Source organism: Prevotella sp. LMAG:51 (assembly GCF_008680225.1).
GTDB lineage: Bacteria > Bacteroidota > Bacteroidia > Bacteroidales > Bacteroidaceae > Prevotella > Prevotella pectinovora.
Genome location: NZ_NALQ01000026.1, coordinates 200,322 through 224,513, shown reverse-complemented (window position 1 = coordinate 224,513; position 24,192 = coordinate 200,322). Strand labels below are relative to the sequence as shown.

Here is a 24,192-nt window from a genome sequence, read left to right as displayed (position 1 = left end):
TAGTTTTAAACTGTCACCATCTGATGTTTTCCTTGTTCTCCGTTTTTATCGCTGTACACGACCTGAAGCATCACCACCGGCAAGATTCTCCACCTCTTCTTTGCTCATGAGGTTGAAGTCACCAGGAATTGTATGCTTCAAAGCAGAAGCAGCTACTGCAAACTCGAGAGCTTTGCCCTGATCTTCAGGCCATGTCAGCAAACCATGTATAAGTCCGCCTGCGAAGCTGTCGCCACCGCCTACTCGGTCAATGATTGGCATGATATCGTAGTGTTTGCTCTGATAGAAGTCCTTTCCGTTGTAGATAAGGGCTTTCCATCCATTGTGAGTTGCAGAGTAAGACTCGCGAAGGGTCGAAACCACGAATTTGAATCCGAATTCCTTCATCATTCCCTGGAAGATTCCGTAATATCCCTCAGCGTCGGTCTTTCCACCCTCTACGTCAGCGTCTGGCTTAAATCCAAGGCAGAGTTGTGCGTCCTCTTCGTTGCCGATACAAACGTCAACATACTGCATCAAAGGTTTCATGATGCTTTGAGCTTTCTCTGAAGTCCAAAGCTTCTTGCGGAAGTTCAAATCGCAACTTACTGTTACACCGTGACGCTTCGCTGCCTCGCATGCGAGTTTTGTCAGCTCTGCAGCTTTGTCACTTATTGCTGGAGTTATGCCGCTCCAATGGAACCACTGTGCTCCCTCCATGATTGAGTCAAAGTCAAAATCCTTGGCATCAGCCTCTGCTATAGAGCTTCCGGCACGGTCGTAAACGACCTTTGAAGGACGCATAGAAGCACCTGTCTCAAGGAAATAGATACCAAGACGGTTACCTCCGCGTGCTATGAAATCTGTATGTACACCATATCGGCGAAGAGCGTTTACTGCGCACTGGCCGATCTCGTGTGTAGGAACTTTAGTTACAAAGTAAGCCTCATGTCCATAGTTTGCCGCACTTACAGCAACGTTAGCCTCGCCACCGCCATATACGACATCGAATGAATCACTCTGGATAAATCTCTTCTGTCCAGGAGAAGAAAGGCGAAGCATGATCTCGCCCATTGTTACTACTTTAGCCATTTGTTTTTGATAAATTAATTATTTAAGAATGTTTTTGCCTAATTTTTCGTTTACAAAATTACAGTTTTACACCCATCCACACAAATAAAAATTGAAAAAATTGCGATTTTGTCAAAAATGAGCTTTAAAATAAGGTATATTTAAATTATTCTTCTTATTTTTGCAAATGAACAATCAAAAAAGTAGTTGACTAAGACCTCATTTATAATGACAGAAAAGGTTAGGATAAAAGATATAGCTGAAAAGTCTGGCGTATCGGTCGGAACTGTTGACCGAGTGCTTCACAACCGTCCAAACGTATCAAAAAAAGCACGTGAGAAAGTAGAAAAAGTGCTAAAAGAAATAAACTACCAGCCCAACATGTATGCAAGCGCTCTTGCATACAACAAATCATATCAGTTTTACTGTATTATCCCCCAACATGACTCAGAAGCATATTGGGAGGAAATTGAAGACGGAACAGCAAAAGCCTGTGAGACGAGGCGGGATTTCCATATAAGCACGGAAATTATGTATTACCAACGTTATGACATCAAGTCATTTGTCCAGACAACGAAAGAATGCCTGGAGAAGAAACCGAATGGGGTAATTGTCGTGCCTGCTGATATCAAGGTCACAAAACATTTCTGCGAGACGATGCATGAAAGGAAAATTCCGTTTATTCTGCTCGATTCTTATATTCCCGACGTCAACCCCCTGACATTTTTTGGCCAGGATTCATTCTCGAGCGGCAAATTCGCTGCCAAGATGCTGATGCTCCTGGCTGCCAATGATAAAGAGATAATGCTTTTCAAACGCATGAAAAACGGCAAAGTGGCAAGCCGTCAGCAGGAGAACCGTGAATTGGGATTCCGTCATTATATGAATGAACATTTTCCGAATGTCAGGATTGCCGAGCTTGACGTACCCGTTGAAGGAAGTCCAGAGAGCAACGAGAAGAAACTGGAACAGTTCTTCTCTGCCCATCCCGGAATTAGAAACTGCATCACCCTCGGCTCAAAGGCCCATATCGTTGGTGAGTTTCTACTCAAGACCAATAGAAGAAGTGTACAGATAATGGGATATGATATGGTAGAAAAAAACGCTCAATGCCTGAGGAAAGGCTCCATTTCGTTTTTGATAGCCCAGCATGCTTACATGCAAGGTTACCACTGCGTTGATTCTCTTTTCAAGGCAATAGTGCTTCACAAGAAGGTGGATCCGACCAACTACATGCCAATAGAGCTGTTGTCGAAAGAAAACGTTGATTTCTACAGAAGAACTCAGTTGTAAGCCTGATGTAATGCATACTGAATCGACATCATTATGTGAACTGTTAAAAGACGGAAATTCAATTATAAAAACAAAATAATACAAATCAAAAAAAACATCATGAATATTTCAGCATTCATCAAAATCAACCCTGCAGACTCCGTAGTGGTTTGTCTGCGCCCTATTGATAAAGGTGAGACAATCAATGTAGACGGAAAGGAGATAACCGTGCTCCAGAATACGCCTGCCGGCCACAAAATTCTGATCAAGGATACGCCTGCTAACGTGAACATCATTAAATATGGTTATCCTATCGGTCATGCTAAGGAGGACCTGAAGCAAGGCCAATGGGTAAACGAGAACAACCTGAAAACAAACCTTTCAGGTACGCTTACATATGAATATTGCCCCGTAAATGAGAAACTCGACATAAAGAAAGACAATCGCACGTTCCAAGGCTACGTTAGAAAGAACGGAGAAGTGGGCGTAAGAAACGAAATTTGGGTTGTGCCGACCGTGGGATGTGTCAACGGCATTGCCGAGCGCCTCGCCAACATGATTGAAAAGGAAACAAACTTAGAGGGAATCGACGCTGTTCATGCCTGGCATCACAACTTCGGTTGCTCACAGTTGAGCGAAGACCACGAAAACACCCGCAAGGTGCTGCGTGACATCGTTCTCCATCCTAATGCGGGAGCAGTGCTTGTCTTGGGTCTCGGATGTGAGAACAACCAGCCTGACCAGTTTGAAAAACTACTTGGCGACTACGACAAGGAGCGAATAAAGTTCATGGTTGTACAGAACGTGAAGGGAGACGAAATAGAAGAAGGCATGAAAATTCTACGCTCGCTTTACAAAGTCGCCAAGGAGGACAAGCGTACAGACTGCCCGCTGAATGAACTCCGCATCGGACTCAAGTGCGGAGGAAGTGATGGCTTCAGCGGAATCACGGCAAACCCACTTGTTGGTGAACTGTCCGATTATATCGTAGCACAGGGTGGTACGTCAATTCTTACTGAGGTGCCAGAAATGTTTGGTGCAGAAACTATACTGATGAACCGTTGTGAGAATGAAAATTTGTTTGAGCAAACTGTAAAACTCGTAAACGATTTCAAGGAATACTTCCTCAGCCATGGCGAACCTGTTGGTGAGAATCCTTCACCAGGCAACAAGGCTGGTGGAATATCCACTCTCGAGGATAAAGCTCTTGGGTGCACACAGAAATGCGGACGCGCACCTGTTAGCGGAGTACTCGGATATGGCGACAGACTTCAGGTTAAGGGGCTGAATCTCCTTTCAGCACCAGGCAATGACCTCGTGGCAGCAACGGCTCTTGCAGCTTCCGGTTGCCAGATAGTTCTCTTCACGACAGGTCGCGGTACGCCTTTCGGCACATTCATACCGACAATGAAGATTTCGACAAACAGCAACCTGGCCAATAACAAGCCTAACTGGATAGACTTCAACGCTGGCGAACTTGTAGAAGGTACAGACATGCCTACATTGCTTGATAAATTCATTGACAAAGTGATTGCTGTGGCAAGTGGAGAAAAGGCCAACAACGAGAAGAATGGTTATCGAGAGATAGCAATTTTCAAGAATGGCGTTACGCTGTAACGAAAGATTTTCCATCCGTTTTTGTAGCTTTGCATTGACTGGATGAGAGATTACGAATAAGAAGGAGTCAACAGAGCGTCAAGTTCTTGACTCCTTCTTGTAAGTATATAATCAAGGCGGATATCAACAACAGGTCCCTGAACCTACAGTCAATTCGGAAGCAAAATGCAATTGGCCACACCATTCAAGAAATTGTTATGCTCCAATTATAATCCTACGGATTTCAATGCATAAAGCAGCTGCTTGCAAACAAAAAACAGCGGGGTTTTAATACGTAACTCTATGAGTTGTAAATTCAAAGCGGCTGTTCACTATTTTCAAATAACAGAATAGTTCAGATTCTATAGTTAAGGAGTATTTGGAATGAACATGTTATAATAAAGTTTAACCATTAATATAAAAGAAGATATTTCCTAAAAGTCATAATAAGAATGCAAAACGAGAATTTAAACCATAAGAAAGGGCTTTTGGCGTTGTCACCGCTTATTCTCTTCGTGATAGTTTATTTCGTGTCGTCATTAATAGCAGGCGACTTCTACAAGATGCCTATCACTATTGCTTTCATGACAGCCTGCATATATGCAATAGCCGTGTCGAGAGGCAAAGCCTTCAAGCAGAGAATAGATTCCTTCTGCATCGGAGCTGGGGCAAAAGACATCATGCTTATGGCATGTATATTCATTATGGCCGGCGCTTTCGCAAATTCGGCCAAGACAGCTGGATGTATTGACGATACTGTGAATTTCACATTGAGCGTCCTTCCTGACAACATGATAATGCCAGGCCTCTTCATTGCGGCTTGCTTCATCTCGCTTTCCATCGGAACAAGCGTAGGAACAATAGTGGCTCTCACTCCTATCGCTGCAGGACTCGCCCACTCCACCGGCACGAGCGTCCCGTTAATGGTGGCAGTCATAGTCGGTGGGTCGTTCTTTGGCGACAATCTCTCGTTCATATCCGACACGACTATTGTTGCAACCAATACTCAGGGATGCAAACAAAGCGACAAATTCCTTGTGAATTCATATACCACAATTCCTGTCGCGATAATAGTAATGGTGGTATATATGTTTGTTGGCCAGGGAGTGAACTCACCAACCAACATCCCTTCGGCAAATATAATAAAAATCATACCTTATCTGATTGTCATCATATCAGCCATCTGTGGACTAAATGTTCTGATAGTTCTTACGTTAGGCATACTTTCCACAGGTGTTGTGGGCATGGCATTCAATGCGTTTGACTTCTTTGGCTGGTGTCAGTCGATGGGCGACGGCATTACGGCGATGGGAGATCTCATAGTAGTTGCCCTGTTAGCGGGAGGATTGCTCAAAACGCTGAGCGACAATGGCGCACTTGACTATCTGATACGCTTGATAACAAACAAGATAAGCAACAGAAGAAGTTGCGAGCTTACAATTGCTTCGCTCGTAAGCATAGTGAACGTGTGCACGGCAAACAATACTGTAGCCATTCTGACCGTTGGCTCCATATCAAAGGATATTGGCGACAAGTTCGGTGTAGACAACAGAAAAAGCGCCAGCATACTTGACACATTTTCCTGCTGCATACAGAGCATACTGCCATACGGCGCACAGATACTTATGGCTACAGGACTCGCAGCCGTGAGTCCGATGGATATCATCAGCCATCTATATTATCCATTCGTACTTTTTGCCGTTTCTGTAGGTTCGATATTGTTCAGATACCCTAAAAAATACAGTTAACATGAATACCGTACTTGATAATCTCATATCATTGTTGGACGATGGCGCATTCGGATCAAGACACGAGATTGAGCCAATGACAGCATTCAAATGGGGAGTTCTTTATAAAATATCAGTCATTGAAGACGTTGTTCCAATCGTCTTCAAGGCGATTGTTGCCCACGAAAGTGACAAGCATCTCGACATGCCATACGAAATAAAAGTACTATTCGCCAAAGGCACATTCTCTGAAAAAGACGGGGTGTCCTCGGATTTTGACTTTGAAGACCTTGAAATGCAAAACCTTAACTATATCGTCAAGAAGTATGTACTGAAAGATATCGTCTACAAGGAAAGACATAGTATTGACACTTCGAAGATATCTCTGGATTTTCTCGGTTTGATACTTCAAAACGCGAATGTCATACTGCGTCATGGGATACGTTTGAGAGGCATGATAGAGTTAGGGGTGTTTCTAAAGACAAAGGGACAGCTCGTTGACTTTGTGAAAGTGGAAAGCTGGATCCAGCGTCTGAAACTTAAGAAAATGGCAAGTCTCCAAGCAAGCGTATTGACGGAATTGTTTTCGTTCGAGACAGACGAGTTCCCATATATAAAGAAGTTTGACAAGCATGCACGACTGTTGACAGACCAATCGCTTATGAGAACATACAAGGCAAACAAGTTTGGTCGCTCGTTCGGTAAATATAACATCACCAATTGCGTAAGATTCTATAGCTATTCACATTCTGAATCCTTATGCAAAATAATGTCGAACATATCAAAAAGTCTTTCAGAAATAGAGGAATAACTAATTAAGTTTAATTTATTTTGTCAAGCCTGAAGAATGAAGTAACTTTGCAAATCATGAAAATATTCAAAGAAATTAAGATTCTGGCGTTGGGCATAATTTCATTCTGTTCCACTTCAGTCAGTGCGCAATCATATGAATCATACGTGCAATGTGAAGACACATGCCGCCACATACATGGTATAGACTTGAGCCACTATCAAGGAGAGGTGTTTTGGGAAGCAGTTGGTGACAACAGCAAAATGGCATACGTTTATCTGAAAGCTACAGAGGGCGGGACACGTATAGACCCTACATACAAAAAGAACATCGAATTGGCTCATCGTTATGGGCTGAAGGTTGGTTCATACCATTTCTTTCGTCCAAAGGTGGATCTGGTTCAACAGATGGAAAACTTCAAATCTCAATGTAGACCAGGCGATCAGGATCTTCTACCGATGATTGACATAGAAACGACAAGCGGACTTGGTACAGAAGAATTCTGCGACTCGCTTATGAAGTTTCTGATTCTCGTTGAAAAGGAATACAGACAAAAACCGCTATTATATACTGGTACGAACTTCTACAACAAGCATCTGAAGGGAAAGATAGACGGCTACAAGTTGATGATAGCCCAATACTCCTCAAGAGAACCCAAACTTGCTGACAACAGAGATTTCGACATGTGGCAATACACAGCTAAAGGAAGGATAAACGGAATCAACACGTATGTAGACAAAAGCCGGTTCATGGGACGTCATAGCATGAGAGAAATACGTTTCAGGCATCATTAACGGCAGTACACAGAAATAATCCGATTATTGGGAGTATTATTAACAAAACATAGAAATATTCATTAAATAACAATAAATCATCATGGCTATTATAAAATGTCCAGAATGCGGCCACCAAATCAGTGACATGGCTGCAAGTTGTCCCAATTGTGGTATCAGAATACAGGGCAACATTCAGAGATGCCCACATTGTGGAAACGTATATATCAAAGGACAACCAGTTTGTCCTGTATGCCATATGGCTCCAGACACTCCGGCAAGCCAAGGCAACACTGCTTTCACTCCGCAAGGCAACCAAGCCTATCCACGACAAAACAATACAACCCAGGGGAATGCTCCTGCTAATCAGGAAGCTATAGTTACGCCACAGCCAACCCAAAGCAATAAAAAGAATATGATTATTGCTATTGTTATAGGTTTGATAGTGATACTCGGAGCGGGAATCTGGTATGCCTCTTCTATGAATACTCTTCATGGAGATGAGCAGGAGGCATATCTTAATGCGATGGAAAGTTCAGACCCGGCGGTGCTACAAGATTATCTTGACAGCTTCAGAGACGCTCCTCAGGAACACAGGGACTCCATTGAAGCGCACTTGAAGATTCTACAAATGAATGACGCAGAGTGGACTAACGCATTGTTGAGCAATTCCAAGAGTGCGATTCAGGCATATCTTGAAAAGCATCCTGACACTATGCACAAAGCAGAAGCTGAGCATAAGATAGACTCTATAGACTGGGCAACCTGTGTAAGACAGAATACTCCGGAAGCATTCCAGGCTTATCTCTCTGAACATAATGACGGAGAGCACGCTGTTGAAGCACAAGAAAGGCTGGACAAACTGGATGCCACAACTGTTAATGGTGAGGATAAACAGTTGATTACTAGCATATTCCGACAGTTTTTCAACGGTATTAACAGTAATGATGAGATGGGACTGACGTCTGCTGTGAGCAGCACACTGCATTTCCTCAATAATGCTAACGCAACAAAGAATGATGTAATAACGTTCCTCCACAAACTCTACAAGGATGAAGTGAGGAGTCTTACATGGCGTCCTAACGGAGACTACAAAATAAAGAAAAAGGATATGGGCAACAACACATATGAGTATGACGTTGAATTCACGGTAGACGAATCTGTAAGTAATATCGATTCATCAAAAGACAAATTCAACCAATATAAAGTTGTAGGCCACATCGATTCAGACGGTAAGATATCAAGCCTGCAGTTAATCAAAATCGGATAAAGCCGCAATGTATCCCCACTGCAGATAAACAGAACATGCCTGATGTAATAATAAAAATTATACAGACTGGTGACATTCACGGTTGCTTCTTTTCCTATGATTTCATAAAGCGGAAAGAAGCAACCGCTTGTTTATCACGCATTTCATCATATATAGCTGGCGAAAGGCTGAAACTTGGCGACAAACTTATTTTGCTCGACCTCGGAGATATACTGCAAGGTCACCCTACATGTTATTACTCATCATTCGTAAATCGCTCTCATACATGTCTTGCAGCCAGAGTTCTTAATCATTTAGGCTATGATGCCGTATGCATTGGCAACCATGATATAGAGACAGGTCATGCGGTTTACGACAAATGGATAGCAGAGACACAAGCTCCAATACTTTCAGCCAATTATCTCCGGCTGAAAGATAATAAACCTTACTTTAAACCTTATACCATTATCATGCGAGATGGCATACGCATAGCTGTGTTAGGAATAACTACAACGGCTATTCCATATTGGCTCAGCAGTTCGTTATGGCATGGCATAAGCCTTGAAAATCCTATTGAAAGTGCCAGACGTTGGATTAACACTATTAGAGAAGAAGAGCCAGACCTCATTGTCGGTCTCTTTCATACAGGATGGGCTGGTGGCATCAACGATGGTGATATGATTGAAAACGCATCCAGAGCCATTGCTGAAGAGGTTGATGGCTTCGACATCATCTTTTTCGGACACGACCACAAAAGCTGCAAAAAATGGATACGCAATAGAGAAGGGCGTGAAGTGCTATGCCTCAATGCCTCAAGCGACGCAATACAATTCAATGAAGTGGAAGTGACATTCAGTTCGGATGAAAAGAACTCAAGCGTGAAACATAAATGGTGTAAAGAACTCATACAGGAACGACAATTATTCTCAGAGAATTATCCTGTCAACAGTGATTTTGAAAAGCTTTTCAAAATTGATATCAACGAAGCGAAAGCACTCCTCGACGAAAGAATAGCTAATATTGATATACCATTACGCACTAGAGATTGTTTCTTCGCTGCAGCACCTCTGTCCTCGCTTATCCATAAAGTACAATTAGAAGCAACAGATGCTGAAATTTCATTTGCCGCTCCGCTTGCCTTTGATGAGGAGATAGGACCGGGTGATGTGAGAATAGCAGACATTTTCAACATATACAAATACGAGAATTCTATATTCGTATTGAAAATGACAGGAAAAGAAATCAAAAGATACCTTGAATACAGCTATGACTTATGGATAGAAACCATGTCGTCACCCTCTGACCACATAATGAAGATGATGACATACGAATACGAAGGCAACTCGTTTACATTCTTCAAAAACTTAGTTTACAACTTCGAGACGGCTGCAGGCATCAACTATACTGTTGATGTTACCAAGAACTATGGCAATCGGATAAATATAAGAAGCCTTTCTTCTGGCAAATCCTTTCGCTTTGACACATATTACCTCGTGGCAATGCATAGCTATCGTGGCAATGGCGGAAACGAATTTTTGCTCAAGGGAGCAGGAATACCTATTGAGCAACTTAAACTGAGAAAAGTTGCCGAGAGTAAGGAAGGTGAAAGAAATTATCTGATAAAAGAATTCAGGAAGAAACTCGTTTCTAATGATATATCATTCACAGCCAACTGGCACTTCGTCCCATTCGAATGGACTAGAGCAGCCATTGAACGGGACAAAAGATTATTATTTCCTGATGAATTATCTGAATGATATCAGATGTTACATTTTCTCAACTATGTTCTGCAATGCGCTGCGGGCAATCTTGCCGGTAGCAGTCATAGGAATCTTGTCAATTACGACATAGCGTTTGGGTTGCCAATACATGGGCAAAGTGGCTTCTATCTGTTCTCTGATGTTAGATAAATCCGCTTCTGTAAATGACCCCTGTACTACCATCACAACAATTTCTCCGAACTTCTTATCCGATTTTTTTGTTATGGCAAAGGGAGGGGCAATAATGGGCTCTAACATCTTTTCCACCTCCTCAATATGTATTTTGACACCACCGCTAATTATAACATTGTCTATCCTGCCAAGGACTTTAAATCTGTGTCCTTCAGAATCAAACTTCACAATATCATTGGTTTGCAACACTTCCGGACATATCTTCGGGGCATCTATGCAGAGACACCCCATTTCATTTACAGACAAATGAATTCCATCAAGTGGAATGTAATATTCAGAAGCAGTGGGGCCATTCAAACGCCTCATGGCTATATGCGACAAAGTTTCAGTCATGCCATAAGTACTCCACACGGCATTAGGGAAATGCTGAAGTTTACTGTATAGAAGATCATTGACTGGACCACCACCAATAATCAGGTTCTTTATTCTTTTCAACTTGTCAGCCTCTTCAGGAACAGACAGCGAGTTGAACACCTGCATAGGTACCATTGCGGCAAATGTAGGAATATCTTCCAGATCTTTAAGCGGATGACTTGTTGGAGGGATGGAAATCAGTCTCATGCCAGAAACAAGAGTCCTCACAACTACCATCTTGCCGGCTATATACCGCAACGGCATACAAAGCAAAGCAGAATCGTCAGAAGTAAGCCCAAGGAAAGAGCATGTCATCTTAGCACTTTCAATCATCCGTGACTTCTCGACTCTCATTGATTTCGGTTTTCCTGTAGACCCACTCGTGTTCACTATAACTGTTGACAATGCGCTATTCCATTCTTTATAAAACTCATCAAGAGTCATTTCTTTCCTGTCATCCATATCTTGTCTCCACGTATCTCCGTCTGTGATGGCAGGTTATCGGCAAACAAGGCACCTGTTCCGAGCCCCTGGGCCATCGTTATGTCATTACCGTAAATGTCGGATGTGAGCTGTGCTATGGCACTCAGACCAACACTGCTCTCCAATGCACTTGTTATCCAACTGTCTACATTCCTTTCTCGAGACTTCTCTATCCACTCACGTGTACCCTTCATTCCACCATGCAATGTGGGTTTCAGCACAATATATTGTGGCTTGATATAATCAAGAAGATCATCCTTCATCTTTGGAATATTTACACCTATAAGTTCTTCGTCAAGAGCAATTGGCACTGGAGTATTTGCACACAGGTACGACATCTCATGCCATTGCTTCTGTCGTATAGGTTGTTCGATTGAATGAATATCGTATTTCGATAGCTCTTCTAGACGTGACATTGCATCACCAGCAGTGAATCCTCCATTGGCATCTACCCTTAGCTCAATGGCAGACTTCGAATATCTCTTCCTGATACTCTTTATCAGTGTCATTTCACTATCAAAGTCGATTGCCCCGATCTTTAGTTTCACACATCTGAAGCCTTCTGATAATTTGTCCTCTATACGCTTGTTCATCTCATCGAATGATCCCATCCATACGAGTCCGTTGATAGGAATACCAATCTCTCCTCGCGAAAATGGTGTATCGAAAAGCTTATCTCCATTCTCAAGATTCAGAAGAGCTGTTTCCAATCCAAACAAAGCCGACGGATAGGGTCGCATGAGGGAATAATCAATCCTGCCATTCTGCTTGAAAATTGAGCACAATTCCAGCAATCTTTCATCAAAATCGTCTGAAGCATCACAACTAAGATCAGGAAGCGGAGCACATTCTCCGATTCCCAATCTTCCTGGAATTTTATCGGAAGCAAGCTTTATCAGCCATATATCTCGTGTGGTGTAAATGCCACGAGATGTGCCAGCAGGCTGTTTGAAATGTAATCTCTTCTTCTCAATACTAATCTTATACATATCTACTGATAGCTTTAACTTCTAAAGTTTAAAATCAAAAGTATAGAAGTATGTATTTAAAAAATGGATACTCACTAATACTTGTAAATCAAGGCAGTTTAGGATACTTCCCAAAATCAGGCTTACGCTTCTCCAAGAATGCCTTGCCACCTTCCTGTGCCTCATCAAGGAAATAATAAAGCATGGTTGCATCACCCGCTAACTCCTGAATACCTGCCTGTCCATCGAGCTCCGCATTAAGTCCTGCCTTTATCATTCTCAGAGCCAATGGACTACGTTCCATCATTGTGTGGGCCCACTCCATACATTCGTCCTCAAGACTATCGAAAGGCACTACCTTGTTTACCATTCCCATTCTCTCTGCCTCTTCCGCAGAATATTGTCTACACAAGAACCATATCTCTCTAGCCTTCTTCTGCCCAACGATGCGAGCTAAATAAGAAGCTCCGAAACCTGCATCAAATGATCCCACCTTTGGACCTGTTTGCCCAAAAATGGCGTTTTCGCTGGCTATCGTCAGGTCACACATCAAGTGAAGCACGTGTCCTCCTCCTATCGCATATCCGTTTACCATAGCGATAACAGGTTTTGGCAAGGAGCGAATCTGCTTCTGTACATCGAGCACATTCAGACGTGGCACTCCGTCATTACCTACATATCCGCCCCTTCCTTTAACATTCATGTCGCCACCAGAACAGAAGGCTTTGTCGCCTGCTCCTGTGAGCAATACGACAGAGATATTCTGAGCCTCTCTACAGTAAGCGAAGGCAAGGCTCATCTCATGTGTGGTAAGTGGAGTGAAGGCATTTCTATATCGTGGGCGATTTATAGTGATTTTTGCCACGCCTTCACACTCTTCGAACAATATCTCCTTAAAATCGAATCCTTCGATTTTGTTCCAAATTCTATTTGCCATATATTTTTAAAATTTACTTTTTATCATTTTTTTCAATCCAACGAAAGCTTGCCGATCATCATCTGGAGATGTAAACACCTCAAGCACTATTGGACGATTTGTTTTTTCAATCAAGAAATGTGCCATTGAAATGCGCAGTTCCTCCTCATCTCGCACAGCCATGTATCCTATGTCATTTTGTTCGCATATACCCTTGGCCGTAGCGGTGTGTCTTCCCTCAACATACTTCATGATGTCATCTGGAATATTTAAGCCTTTCAACTGGGAGAATATTCCTCCACAATTATTATTAAGGATCATCACTCTAAAATTACCTTTCAGGTGGTTATTCCAAAGTGCGTTCTGATCATAGAAAAAACTCAAGTCGCCAGTAATGCAGAACACCATCGAGGATGTAGTAAGTGAGAAGCCAGCAGCAGTAGACACACTGCCCTCTATACCATTCACCCCTCTGTTACACCATATGTAATGCGGTGAATACAGGCATCCTATGCGTATTTCCATGCTATTTGCATAATGAACTTCACTTTCATACTCCATGTCTTCTAGAGACTGCTCGAAACAACGTATCGCAAGCATTTGAGAATAAACGGGCACATAATCATCTATACACATTTCAATATGTGTCATGGCTTTATCCCAATGCGTCTTCAGAATGTCTTGTGAAATTTCATTGTCAGCATTTCCTGTTTTTTCTGTTTGCTTTTCTTTGTAATTCTCTTTTGTCAAACGCAGTAGTGCTTTAAGGAAAAGTTTACAAGAACAGTCAATAATGCCAGTCTGACTCATAAACGTGTCGTGTATTATTCCATTATCGTTGATTTCCCAAAGAGATGATATTTTCTTAGTACGCAAATACCTCTTGGTATTTTTGCTCACCAAGGTATTGCCAAGAGAGAGCACCATATCAATATTCTCTATGGCGGAATTATCTTCGAATATATCTACTATGGCGTCAATCGGTTCAGCAGAAGCCGTGGACAATTGCTCACACATAACGATATAATACATCTTCAATTCTTTGACAATCATGTCGATTTCCTCATCATGGTATGGTAGTTGTCCAATGACAATAATCTTCCTTTCCGAAAGGATAAAATCTTTGATTATCTCCATTGCCCTGTATGGCAACACTTTTTCAGCTTGTAAAAATTCTATATCTTTTTTCACTGGCAAAGAAGTCTTGTTAAAAACAAATAATGGCTCATGCAGATGAATATTGATATGAACTGGCCCCCTATTGTCTCTAAGTGCTGCATTCAGAGCATTATTAATCAGTAGAGAAGAATAATTTTCTGCCTCGCCATTACTAATGTCATTTACATCAACCTCAGAATTGAAGAGACCATATGTCGGACCACATTGAACCATGGTCTGTCCATCATTTCTCTCTATCCATTCTTGCGGACGGTCTGCTGATATGAGGATTATAGGAACTTGCCTGTAATGTGCTTCTGCAATGGCAGGTAGTGTATTAAGAAAAGCGGAGCCTGAAGTAACGCACACTATGGTGGGTGTCCCTGTAGCTAACGACACACCAAGAGCATAGAAAGCTGCACTTCTTTCATCAATCACAGAGATGCATTCTATCTCCTTGACAGTTCTGAGATTACTTATAATAGGTATATTCCTTGAACCAGGACATACTACGGCTTTTTTGATTCCTTTTGCAATCAAAAGAGATGTTAGCAAATTGACTATGTTTTTGTCAGAATACATGTATTTTTAGTGTTTAATTCAATTAACAGGTCGTTGCAACCTGTCTCAGATACAGTCCATCATTGTCTTCATTTTCAGTTCCGTTTCTCTCCATTCTTCCTCCATATTGCTTTCGGCAAGGATTCCGCCTCCTGCATATAGTTTATAACAATCGGAGAAAATTTCCATACATCTCAAGGTAACAAACAAATGACTGTCTCCATCTGTATCCACTACTCCACAGAATCCGCTGTAATATCGACGGTCATTATGTTCTTTGCTATTGATAAGACTGTATGACTCACCTGCAGGAACACCGCAAACTGCCGGCGTTGGATGTAATTGCCTTACTATATCACCAGGGCTTATTCTTGCAATACTATCTACTTCTGCGAAAAAATCACTTCTTAAATGCACCACATTGCCTGCAGATACTGTCGTAGGTCCAAGTTCTTCTATTTCAGAAAAAAAATAGGATAACCGTTTTTTTATATAAGAAGAAACGTATTGTTGTTCCCAGATGTTCTTGTTGCTCCAACAGGATATATCTATATCTGAAATCTTGCCAATCGCTTTTGATTCGTTATCGGATATAACCAGTCGTTTGTCCATCGTTCCGGCAAGTGCTATGGTGTGAAAGACATTTCCACAACGTTCTAAAAGAACTTCAGGCGTTGCTACAAGCCATACTCCAGTTTGGTCTGACGAAATGAGAACGATGTATGAATCCGAATTGTTCTCACATGCTTTCAGAAACATTCTTATCACATTCTTCTTGTTGTCGTCCTTTAAAACTAGACTTCTAGACAGAACGGCCTTATCAATCCTCTTCTCCCTAATCGCAGCTTTGAAACAGTTGAAATCTTCTTCGTATGATTTTCTATCATAGAGTTTTCCATTGTATGGCTTAAGTCTTTCATTTTGAACGCAACAGTTGCCATTATACATTACCTCTCTGAGGATATTATCATAATCAAGCTCTGTCACACGGCGGATAGGACTATCGAAAAGCACAGCCGGAGTGTCTTCTGTTATACAGAATGGTGCAAATACGAAACCATCAGCCTTTCCCAATTCTGAAAAGGAATGCAGCTTCTTGAGAGAACTTTCATCTTGTTTCACAATAACACATTTGTTCCCTGCTGAAGGGTAACGATATATCACAAAAGCGTCTTTCACGATAATTAGTCTTGAGAGTCTTTAGGAGTTAATACATAATTTGTGACATGAACGGTGGAAATCAGTTCCCCATGAGAGTTCACTATCGAAACCTCCCACACGTGAAGTTTATGTCCTTTGCTCACTAGGCGAGCGTTAGCAGTAACTGTGTCTCCTTCCTGCACTGCTCTCACATGTTCTCCACTTACGCTAATGCCGACACATATTTTGTCCGGACATATTGAGCATGAGCCAACGCCAGCCAGATTCTCCGCCAACGCCAAGGATGCGCCACCACTCAAGAACCCGAATGGCTGACGGTTACGCTCATCAACTTTCATTGTAGCCTTGCATGTGTCCTGTTCTGGAGTAGAAATGAAATTCATCCCGAGAGCAGTGGAGAGGTTAGGCTTACGCTCTATTATCTTTTTTACATTTTCTATATCCATTATCTGATAGCAATATATATATATACAAAGGTAATGGAATTATGTTGAACCTACAAAAAAGGTGTGCAAATAATGCACACCAATTCATATAATGTAGAATAATGAATCGTCATATTCTATAAAAAGACAAATCCGGCCTGTCTTTATTTCTCTATGGCAGCAACTCCAGGGAGCTCCTTACCCTCGATGGCTTCGAGCAAAGCACCACCACCAGTTGATATATAAGACACCTTATCGGCAAGACCGAACTTATTTACACAAGCTACAGAATCTCCACCTCCAATCAGAGAGAAAGCACCTTCTGCGGTTGCCTTTGCGATAGCTTCACCAATAGCGCGTGAACCAGCTGTAAATTCATCACACTCGAAACATCCTGCAGGACCGTTCCAAAGGATAGTCTTCGCTCCTTCGATGGCTGCAGCAAACTTGGCACGACTATCCGGACCAGCATCAAGACCATCCCAACCATTCTCAATCGCATTTGAAGGGAACACCTTGACCTGAGCGCCATCCTTGACTGAGAACGTCTTGAAATCATAGCCAGTGCAACATACAGAATCTGTAGCGAGCACAAGCTCTACACCGTTCTCCTTTGCCATTTTCTCCACGTTGAGTGCGACATCCAGTTTGTCAAGTTCAACAATAGAGTCACCTATCTCACCACCATGAGCCTTAGAGAATGTATATGTCATACCACCGCAAAGGATGAGCTTGTCAACCTTGCCAAGTAGGTTCTCGATGATGCCAATCTTAGACGAAACCTTTGAACCTCCCATAATGGCAACGAAAGGACGTTTTATATCCTTCAGCACATTGTCAACAGCATGAACTTCCTTCTCCATCAGATATCCAAGCATCTTATTGTCCTTGCTGAAGAATTCATCAATTACAGCTGTTGATGCGTGCTTACGATGTGCTGTACCGAATGCGTCCATTACATAACAGTCTGCATAAGAAGCCAATTTCTTGGCAAACTCTTTCTGCTTGTCTTTCATCTCAGCTTTTGCCTGAGCGTAGGCTGGATCTTCCTTGTCAATACCTACAGGCTTGCCCTCTTCCTCTGCGTAGAAACGGAGATTCTCGAGTAGCAAAGCTTCACCGGTCTTCAGTCCTGCAACTTCCTTGTCTGCATTAGCACAATCTGGAGCAAACTTCACGTCAACGCCAAGAGCTTCTGAAACGTTCTTGACAATCTGGCTGAGAGAGAGCTTTGGATTAACTTTACCTTTGGGCTTACCCATATGGCTCATCATGATGAGACTACCACCATCAGAAAGGACTTTCTTCAGTGTTGGGAGCGCACCACGGATACGAGTGTCGTCTGTCACATGTCCGTTCTCATCCAATGGAACATTGAAATCTACACGAACGATAGCCTTTTTACCTGCAAAGTTAAAATCTTCGATTTTCATAACTGTTTGTTTATCTATTAAAATTAAACTAAGTACCTTTGAATCAAGTCAGGACTTTACACACGCACAATTGCGCATAAGTCCTTTCATACTGCAAAAATAATAAAAAATGATTGTTTAGAGAAACGTATCTGTGATTATTTTTCCTTTTTAATTGGCAACGAATTGTATTTGCAATATCGACCTTGCAAATACAAAGAAACGGAAAAGCCTGGCAAAGACCATTCCATCTCTCTGTTGTCTTATAAATATTTGTTCTCAGTAGACATCATATCATTCCACGTTTCCGTTTTTCAACTGGTTGTAAACCAAATTTGTCAACTCTACGAATTGCAGTATCGTCAGTTGTTCAGGACGCTTTGTCATTAGTTCATGAGTAAAGAATTCATCATCATTCTTCAATTTTGAGAATATTTGCCTCAGAGAAACGCGTAACATCTTGCGCCGCTGATTGAAAACGGTTTTTACTACACGTTTGAAAAGATTCTCATCGCAACCGATATTCTGAACGTCGTTACGCGTCATCCTTATAACAGCACTTTTTACCTTTGGTGGAGGGTTGAACACATTTTCGTCTACTGTGAAAAGATACTCAACATTATACCATGCCTGAATAAGCACACTAAGTATACCATATTGTTTGTTTCCTGGCTGCGAAGCAATTCGCAGTGCTACTTCGCGCTGTATCATTCCTGTGCAGCATGGGATAATGTCGCGATTGTCAAGCATTTTGAAGAAAATCTGTGACGATATATCGTAGGGATAATTGCCTGTCAATACGAAAGGGCTGCCAGAGAATACGGTATGCAAATCCATTTTGAGGAAATCTTCACCGATTATGTTATCTCTCAGCATTGGATACGCTTCATTGAGGTATTCCACTGATTCCCTGTCTATTTCCACCACCTTGACTTCTCTTCCCTTTTGTGTGAGATATTGTGTGAGGACTCCCATTCCCGGGCCAACTTCAAGGATCGGAATATCCTGACAAGCGTCAACTGTGTCTGCTATCGCCTTTGCCACATTTAGATCCGTAAGGAAATGTTGTCCTAAATTTTTCTTTGGTCTTACAGCTTTCATCAATCAGTTTCGTTTCTATTTCAAGTGTATTGTGATGCAGGAGAGGTCATTTCAGTCTAGATTCTCAAATGACAACGGCATCAGATTCTTAATCGATTCAATCACATATATAGCATTCTCACCATAAAGCACAATATGCAGTGGCTGTTGATATCTCTTTTCTATCTCTACCATCACCTGCCGGCATGATCCACATGGTGATATTGGCTGTTTAGTGAATCCGTTTTCGGTTCTTGCCGCTATGGCAATGGCCAGAATAGCCTTTCCCGGTTGTTGTGCCTGGGCAGCGAATATAGCAGAACGCTCTGCACATAGAGTGACACCGAAGGCGGCATTCTCCTGATTGGCACCGATGATGGTGCTGTCGTCAGACAATCTTATTGCTGCTCCGACTCTGAAGTGGGAATATGGCGAATAAGAATTGGCCGTAGCCTGTTTTGCCAAATCCACAAGTGCTTTGTCCTGTTCGTTGAGCTCATCATATACGCAAGACAATATCTCGATTTTTACATTGATATTTTCCATGATGTCTGTTCATTTTATGGTTTCATTTTATTCTTGTTCTTTAACTGGCTCCACATATTCATAACATCCCAAGTCTGGTTCATCGTCCCTCTTTCGTCCTTCTCTGTCAGTAGGCATGTAATAATTGTCTTCCTTGGTGCCCTTCCCGATGGCTTTGGAAACATTGCTCAGATGAAAATCAAAATGCTGTTTGTTAATATCCACCAGTTTGAAGTTTTTCTCTCCACCATAAACCGTGTCGGTAGCTACGGAATCAGCATCCTCCCATATCACATTCTTGATGTTATCTCCATTGTCGATGGAGTCAGTCCTGAGAATACAGTTCTGGAACTTGTATGTATAAGAAATTGTGGAGTCTGCGACAGAACCCATCACTACGTCATCAGCATATCCTGTCACGATGGAGTTGATGCAATCCATTTGATACAATGGGTATTTGTGGAGTGTTTCCCCGTCATTTTCACCATTGCTGAATCTTAAGGCAGCACCTCTGTTGGAGTCGAACGGATAGAATTGTGCTATGGTACAGTTCAGAAGCAATGCCCCTCCACCATGTATGGCAACGCAATCATTGAGAGTATTTGTCAACTGGCTGTTTCTCACATCGACGACACTGTTTACAGAACGTAGTCCGTAGCCTTGACAGTTATGCACTATGCTGTTATAAAATTTCAGCTTTAGTCTGCTGACATCAGAAGAGTCGCAGACGATGCCATTGAAAGTACTGTGCACATCGGTAAAGTTCATAACGTTTTCGTATGATGACGAATGGAAACGGATACCGTTCCATTGTCCGCTTACCATGTCATAGGGCAGATAGTCGAACATACGGTCGGTACGGTCGCCTCTGAACACAATGTTTTTTTCCGGAGTGCCTTCTGCCACGAGTCTGCCATAGACGTCAAGCCCGGCTTTTGAATGGAAATACAACGTTGTTCCTGGTGCTATGGTTGCAGTTGCAAGGCTATCGATGCGCATGTTGCCGTAGACTACAATCGGTCTGTCCGAAGATATCAACGTATCGTGGCTTACTTTGAGATCTTTCAATATCTCGGCATCCCACGAATATGCGTTAAGATTTATCTTCTGCTCCACGCCGCTTTCAAGTCTGAACACAAGATTGTCTTCTATTAGCTGAGGGTCAAGCTTGTTTGTCATAGGGGATGTCAGTTCCACATTGACAAAAACACTGTCCTTGTTTCTTATTTCCAGATTTGCAGTCTGAAATCCGGATTCCTTGCCGAGATATGTACCGTCGACGTTCACACGGAAACCAGACTGGTTCCCATTAGCGAGTCTGACGTTAGAGCATCTGATGCCATCGCCCGATTTGTTATATACCCAGAAAAACCTTCTGCTTGTGGGCACTCTCGAGAAGACTGTGTCCATGCTTATAGTGTCTGTAGAGAACGTGAGAAGGTGGTCTGGCGACGTCGTGAAGGAGTCGTCGTCAGTACATGCGGACATAATGACTGTCGCTGCAAATGCTAATAAGAATTTGTTAACAGAATATTTCATTAAATACATTAACGATTATTACTCTGAATTATTGTATTTTCTTTCAATAATTGCATTATTGCATAGTATGCAAAGCCTCACGCCATCCTTTTGCTTTATGAGGTTAGGGCTTTGCCTTTCGGCAAAGTCCTATATGGAAAGCTTACAAACTATCTATTTCCTGCAGCCAGAGGCTGGAATCTGCATCTGACGGCATTCTCCAATCGCCTCGCGGACTAAGACTCACGCTGCCCACTTTGGGACCATCTGGAAGACAGGAACGTTTGAACTGTTGATTGAAGAAGCGTCTTGCAAATATTGACAGCCAATGCTTTATGGTATCATCGCTGTATGTTTCCACTCTATTGTCAGTTCCATCAAATGCCTTCTTGGCAAGCAGGAATATTCTTGACGGCCGATAGCCATAGCGGAGGAAATAGTAGATGAAGAAATCATGTAATTCATAAGGACCGACAAGGTCTTCTGTCTTCTGTGCGATGTTTCCTGCCTCATCGGCTGGTGTCAATTCCGGGCTGATAGGTGTGTCGATGATGTCGAGGAGTGTATCACGCGTCTTTTCATCCACCTCATTTTCTGCCACATGGCGCACCATATGCTTTATCAGAGTTTTAGGAATACTTCCATTGACACCATACATGCTCATGTGGTCTCCATTATAAGTAGCCCATCCCAATGCCAGTTCGGAAAGGTCGCCAGTGCCAATCACCATACCTGACAGCTTGTTGCTTAGGTCCATGAGTATCTGAGTGCGTTCTCTGGCCTGTGAATTTTCGTATGTCACGTCATGAACGTTTATATCCTGGCCGATGTCAGAGAAGTGTTGTTTCACTGAATCGGCGATGCCGATTTCCCGTATCGTAATTCCGAGTCCTTCCATCAGGAACATGGCATTAGAATGTGTTCTGTCAGTAGTTCCGAATCCAGGCATTGTAACTCCTACTATGCCTTTGCGGGATAACCCAAGTTTATCAAATGTCTTCACGCATACCAGCAGAGCCAATGTGCTGTCGAGACCTCCACTTATACCGACTACCACGGTTTTGCAGTGGGTATGCACGAGACGTTTGGCAAGTCCCATCACCTGTATAGAAAATATCTCGTCACAACTATCGAACATATCATCTGTTAACGGGATGAAAGGCAATGGATTGATTTTTCTGATGAGCTCGAAATCTTTCTCTGCCACGGGTTGTGCATCTATTATTTCAGCCACATGGTCGCGTTGAGCGTTGGCATAAGTACTGTTTGAACGACGCTCATTGCGCAATTTCTCCACATCGATCTGAGAAATGACGGTCTGTGGGTCAAGGCTGAAGCGTTGGCCTTGAGTCAGAATGTTTCCGTTCTCGCAGATGAGGGCATTACCGCCATACACCACGTCTTGTGTGCTTTCGCCAAAGCCACAGCTACTGTAGACATAGCCCGTTATCGTACGGGCGCTCTGCTGCGAGAGCAACTTTTCCAGATAGCTATGCTTTCCTATAAGGTCGTCGCTTGCCGAGAGATTGAATATCAGTTCTGCTCCAGAAAGGGCGAGTTCGTTGCTCGGCGGATTTGGCGACCATACATCTTCGCATATTTCCACGCCGAAAGTGACACCATCGTATGTACGGAATACTTTATGGCTTGCCGATAGTTTCACCGTCCTGCCTGCAAAACGTATTTCTGTGGGCTTCAGGTCTTGCGAAGACGAGAACCATCTTTTCTCATAAAACTCGCTGTAGTTAGGCAGAAATGTTTTCACTACCACCCCCAGGATAGTTCCTTTTTGAATAACCATGCCGCAATTGAGCAGCAAGTCACCAGCCACGATTGGTACACCAACTATGCTTATGATGTCCAGACTGCGAGTGAAGTCAAGGAGTTTCATCACCGAAAGCTCAGCCTGTTCAATAAGGAGCCGCTGGCGGAAAAGATCCTGACAGGTGTATCCTGTAATTGAAAGTTCCGGGAACACGATTATCTCGACGCCCTTGCCTTCTGCCAGGGCTATGGCATTCTCTATCTGCTGCACATTGTATTGGCAGTTGGCAACCTTTACCGACGGTATGGATGCTGCCACTTTGATAAAGCCGTTTTGCATGTCTCTTGGTATTTTTATGAAAGAATCATCAGTGGATGGTTACCTGTGTGGCTCCGTATCCGTACTCCTGGAATGAAGCGTCCTGATATGTATACTTTTTGTACTTGTATCTCAATTCTCTGATTATGGCATTTCGCAACACGCCTTCGCCCTTGCCGTGGATGAAGATGATTTTGAAACCTTTCTTTTGCTTGAAACTTTCCAAAGTCTCACGGAACTTGTCAAGCTGAAAATTCAGCATGTCTGTATGCGACATGCCCGCTGTAGTGTCGAGAAGTTCATCGATATGTAGGTCAACGACAAGCGGCTCATTGTCATTTCTCTTGTGAGCAGTCCGGGCAGGAGCGGTAATCTCGATGCGTTGCTTTTCTATTATCTTTTCCTTCAGGTCGTCTGCCTCAATGGTGAGCGCCTTCATCGGTACTCCGTTCTCGACGACAGACATCACGAGAGCGTCTTCATCAAAGAAGTCGTTTTCTCTGAATGTGTGGAGCTTATAAAACTTTACAGGGTCTACTTTCAGTTTCACATCTAAACTTGGCTGAAGCTTGAATGGCTTGTCCGTTTTATACGCGTTGATTTGAATAGCTCCATTCTGGAAATCCTGCACATCATCTAATGTAAGCTTTGATATGAGCAGTTTGGTATTAGGTTCCAGGACGTTATGCGCAAGGAGTTTGTAGTCGTCTCCCTGCTGAAGTGAATATGTGAACGAGAGGAAAAAATTGCAGTCATTGATGAGATACATGAAGAATTCCGTCTTACTGATATTTTGCTTGTCTTTTGGAACAAAACCCAAATACAAGTTTATCTGGTCTGAATTCTCACGCTCATACACGTGTAGAGCTTTGGGAACGTTGCAATTCTGGGCAACAGGAGCGTTTGCCATGGCATTGGCGTGTGACGCCGGAATGTCTGGTTCCTGAATTTTCGGCGTTGTGGCTCCTGATAGCATTTTCGCCTGTTTGTCGTCGTTCACCACTACAAGGTCTTGCACCTGAGTCGGCACCTGGAATCCGTCTTCGTCTTCCACAATAGCAATGTTGTTGTTTTGAAAGCCAACGACAACTCCACCGCCTTTCTCACTGATGAATCTTACTTTGTCTCCTATTTTCATT

Annotated in this window: 20 protein-coding genes; 7 read left to right on the top strand and 13 right to left on the bottom strand. The window is 42.7% G+C overall.

What is annotated here, in order from left to right; translation table 11 throughout:
- Positions 1 to 45: 45 nt before the first annotated feature.
- Complete coding sequence (locus CCC32_RS10140) at positions 46 to 1,071, bottom strand: sugar kinase (protein ID WP_287074205.1); 1,026 nt, start codon at positions 1,069 to 1,071, stop codon at positions 46 to 48.
- Between the two features lie 207 nt (positions 1,072 to 1,278).
- Here CCC32_RS10140 and CCC32_RS10135 point away from each other — a divergent pair, with 207 nt between their 5' ends.
- From CCC32_RS10135 to CCC32_RS10105, 7 genes are all read left to right on the top strand, one after another.
- Positions 1,279 to 2,343 (top strand): LacI family DNA-binding transcriptional regulator, encoded by a 1,065-nt coding sequence (locus tag CCC32_RS10135; protein ID WP_042519636.1) that lies wholly within the window; start codon positions 1,279 to 1,281, stop codon positions 2,341 to 2,343.
- Between the two features lie 99 nt (positions 2,344 to 2,442).
- Positions 2,443 to 3,939: a UxaA family hydrolase gene (locus CCC32_RS10130; RefSeq protein ID WP_022316454.1), complete on the top strand. Its 1,497-nt coding sequence runs from the start codon at positions 2,443 to 2,445 to the stop codon at positions 3,937 to 3,939.
- 431 nt (positions 3,940 to 4,370) lie between these two features.
- Positions 4,371 to 5,666: a Na+/H+ antiporter NhaC family protein gene (locus CCC32_RS10125; RefSeq protein ID WP_022316455.1), complete on the top strand. Its 1,296-nt coding sequence runs from the start codon at positions 4,371 to 4,373 to the stop codon at positions 5,664 to 5,666.
- 1 nt (position 5,667) lies between these two features.
- A complete protein-coding gene (locus CCC32_RS10120) occupies positions 5,668 to 6,456 on the top strand; it encodes a hypothetical protein (RefSeq protein WP_022316456.1) in 789 nt (262 codons plus the stop codon).
- A 56-nt stretch (positions 6,457 to 6,512) separates the two neighbouring features.
- Positions 6,513 to 7,229, top strand: a complete 717-nt coding sequence (locus CCC32_RS10115) for a glycoside hydrolase family 25 protein (protein ID WP_022316457.1) — start codon at positions 6,513 to 6,515, stop codon at positions 7,227 to 7,229.
- Positions 7,230 to 7,311: 82 nt separating this feature from the next.
- Entirely contained in the window at positions 7,312 to 8,478 is a 1,167-nt protein-coding gene (locus tag CCC32_RS10110) for a zinc ribbon domain-containing protein (protein WP_287074199.1), read from the top strand.
- A gap of 35 nt (positions 8,479 to 8,513) precedes the next feature.
- On the top strand, positions 8,514 to 10,214 hold the full coding sequence (locus CCC32_RS10105; protein WP_287074197.1) for a bifunctional metallophosphatase/5'-nucleotidase: 1,701 nt from the start codon (positions 8,514 to 8,516) through the stop codon (positions 10,212 to 10,214).
- Positions 10,215 to 10,223: 9 nt separating this feature from the next.
- Here CCC32_RS10105 and CCC32_RS10100 read toward each other — a convergent pair whose 3' ends face one another.
- The 12 genes from CCC32_RS10100 to CCC32_RS10045 form a co-directional block, all read right to left on the bottom strand.
- On the bottom strand, positions 10,224 to 11,225 hold the full coding sequence (locus CCC32_RS10100) for an AMP-binding protein (protein ID WP_353756484.1): 1,002 nt from the start codon (positions 11,223 to 11,225) through the stop codon (positions 10,224 to 10,226).
- Entirely contained in the window at positions 11,204 to 12,235 is a 1,032-nt protein-coding gene (locus tag CCC32_RS10095; RefSeq protein WP_287074195.1) for an o-succinylbenzoate synthase, read from the bottom strand. The genes CCC32_RS10100 and CCC32_RS10095 overlap by 22 nt, the downstream gene beginning before the upstream one ends.
- 88 nt (positions 12,236 to 12,323) lie before the next feature.
- Entirely contained in the window at positions 12,324 to 13,151 is an 828-nt protein-coding gene (gene menB / locus CCC32_RS10090) for a 1,4-dihydroxy-2-naphthoyl-CoA synthase (RefSeq protein ID WP_022316462.1), read from the bottom strand.
- A 6-nt stretch (positions 13,152 to 13,157) separates the two neighbouring features.
- Positions 13,158 to 14,870: a 2-succinyl-5-enolpyruvyl-6-hydroxy-3-cyclohexene-1-carboxylic-acid synthase gene (menD, locus tag CCC32_RS10085; RefSeq protein WP_287074193.1), complete on the bottom strand. Its 1,713-nt coding sequence runs from the start codon at positions 14,868 to 14,870 to the stop codon at positions 13,158 to 13,160.
- A 45-nt stretch (positions 14,871 to 14,915) separates the two neighbouring features.
- Complete coding sequence (locus CCC32_RS10080) at positions 14,916 to 15,971, bottom strand: isochorismate synthase (RefSeq protein ID WP_156136929.1); 1,056 nt, start codon at positions 15,969 to 15,971, stop codon at positions 14,916 to 14,918.
- A 62-nt stretch (positions 15,972 to 16,033) separates the two neighbouring features.
- Entirely contained in the window at positions 16,034 to 16,456 is a 423-nt protein-coding gene (locus CCC32_RS10075; RefSeq protein WP_022316465.1) for a PaaI family thioesterase, read from the bottom strand.
- Positions 16,457 to 16,599: 143 nt separating this feature from the next.
- Complete coding sequence (locus CCC32_RS10070) at positions 16,600 to 17,868, bottom strand: phosphoglycerate kinase (RefSeq protein ID WP_022316466.1); 1,269 nt, start codon at positions 17,866 to 17,868, stop codon at positions 16,600 to 16,602.
- A 273-nt stretch (positions 17,869 to 18,141) separates the two neighbouring features.
- Positions 18,142 to 18,948, bottom strand: coding sequence for a 16S rRNA (adenine(1518)-N(6)/adenine(1519)-N(6))-dimethyltransferase RsmA (gene rsmA / locus CCC32_RS10065; protein WP_287074187.1), 807 nt, complete (start codon positions 18,946 to 18,948; stop codon positions 18,142 to 18,144).
- Positions 18,949 to 18,999: 51 nt separating this feature from the next.
- Positions 19,000 to 19,473, bottom strand: coding sequence for a cytidine deaminase (gene cdd / locus CCC32_RS10060; RefSeq protein ID WP_022316468.1), 474 nt, complete (start codon positions 19,471 to 19,473; stop codon positions 19,000 to 19,002).
- A 27-nt stretch (positions 19,474 to 19,500) separates the two neighbouring features.
- On the bottom strand, positions 19,501 to 20,940 hold the full coding sequence (locus CCC32_RS10055) for a right-handed parallel beta-helix repeat-containing protein (RefSeq protein ID WP_231556900.1): 1,440 nt from the start codon (positions 20,938 to 20,940) through the stop codon (positions 19,501 to 19,503).
- A gap of 193 nt (positions 20,941 to 21,133) precedes the next feature.
- On the bottom strand, positions 21,134 to 23,074 hold the full coding sequence (locus tag CCC32_RS10050) for an NAD(+) synthase (RefSeq protein WP_287074183.1): 1,941 nt from the start codon (positions 23,072 to 23,074) through the stop codon (positions 21,134 to 21,136).
- 28 nt (positions 23,075 to 23,102) lie between these two features.
- On the bottom strand, positions 23,103 to 24,191 hold the full coding sequence (locus tag CCC32_RS10045; RefSeq protein ID WP_278839741.1) for a DUF2027 domain-containing protein: 1,089 nt from the start codon (positions 24,189 to 24,191) through the stop codon (positions 23,103 to 23,105).
- Between the last annotated feature and the right edge of the window lies 1 nt (position 24,192).

Coding starts and splice junctions, on each gene's coding strand:
- CCC32_RS10050 (WP_287074183.1), bottom strand. CDS start 23,074: ATGCAAAACGGCTTTATCAAAGTGGCAGCATCCATACCGTCGGTAAAG.
- CCC32_RS10130 (WP_022316454.1), top strand. CDS start 2,443: ATGAATATTTCAGCATTCATCAAAATCAACCCTGCAGACTCCGTAGTG.
- CCC32_RS10120 (WP_022316456.1), top strand. CDS start 5,668: ATGAATACCGTACTTGATAATCTCATATCATTGTTGGACGATGGCGCA.
- CCC32_RS10110 (WP_287074199.1), top strand. CDS start 7,312: ATGGCTATTATAAAATGTCCAGAATGCGGCCACCAAATCAGTGACATG.
- cdd (WP_022316468.1), bottom strand. CDS start 19,473: ATGGAAAATATCAATGTAAAAATCGAGATATTGTCTTGCGTATATGAT.
- rsmA (WP_287074187.1), bottom strand. CDS start 18,948: ATGAAAGCTGTAAGACCAAAGAAAAATTTAGGACAACATTTCCTTACG.
- CCC32_RS10135 (WP_042519636.1), top strand. CDS start 1,279: ATGACAGAAAAGGTTAGGATAAAAGATATAGCTGAAAAGTCTGGCGTA.
- CCC32_RS10055 (WP_231556900.1), bottom strand. CDS start 20,940: ATGTCCGCATGTACTGACGACGACTCCTTCACGACGTCGCCAGACCAC.
- CCC32_RS10115 (WP_022316457.1), top strand. CDS start 6,513: ATGAAAATATTCAAAGAAATTAAGATTCTGGCGTTGGGCATAATTTCA.
- CCC32_RS10070 (WP_022316466.1), bottom strand. CDS start 17,868: ATGAAAATCGAAGATTTTAACTTTGCAGGTAAAAAGGCTATCGTTCGT.
- CCC32_RS10125 (WP_022316455.1), top strand. CDS start 4,371: ATGCAAAACGAGAATTTAAACCATAAGAAAGGGCTTTTGGCGTTGTCA.
- CCC32_RS10045 (WP_278839741.1), bottom strand. CDS start 24,191: ATGAAAATAGGAGACAAAGTAAGATTCATCAGTGAGAAAGGCGGTGGA.
- CCC32_RS10100 (WP_353756484.1), bottom strand. CDS start 11,225: ATGGATGACAGGAAAGAAATGACTCTTGATGAGTTTTATAAAGAATGG.
- CCC32_RS10105 (WP_287074197.1), top strand. CDS start 8,514: ATGCCTGATGTAATAATAAAAATTATACAGACTGGTGACATTCACGGT.
- menB (WP_022316462.1), bottom strand. CDS start 13,151: ATGGCAAATAGAATTTGGAACAAAATCGAAGGATTCGATTTTAAGGAG.
- CCC32_RS10095 (WP_287074195.1), bottom strand. CDS start 12,235: ATGTATAAGATTAGTATTGAGAAGAAGAGATTACATTTCAAACAGCCT.
- CCC32_RS10075 (WP_022316465.1), bottom strand. CDS start 16,456: ATGGATATAGAAAATGTAAAAAAGATAATAGAGCGTAAGCCTAACCTC.
- CCC32_RS10140 (WP_287074205.1), bottom strand. CDS start 1,071: ATGGCTAAAGTAGTAACAATGGGCGAGATCATGCTTCGCCTTTCTTCT.
- menD (WP_287074193.1), bottom strand. CDS start 14,870: ATGTATTCTGACAAAAACATAGTCAATTTGCTAACATCTCTTTTGATT.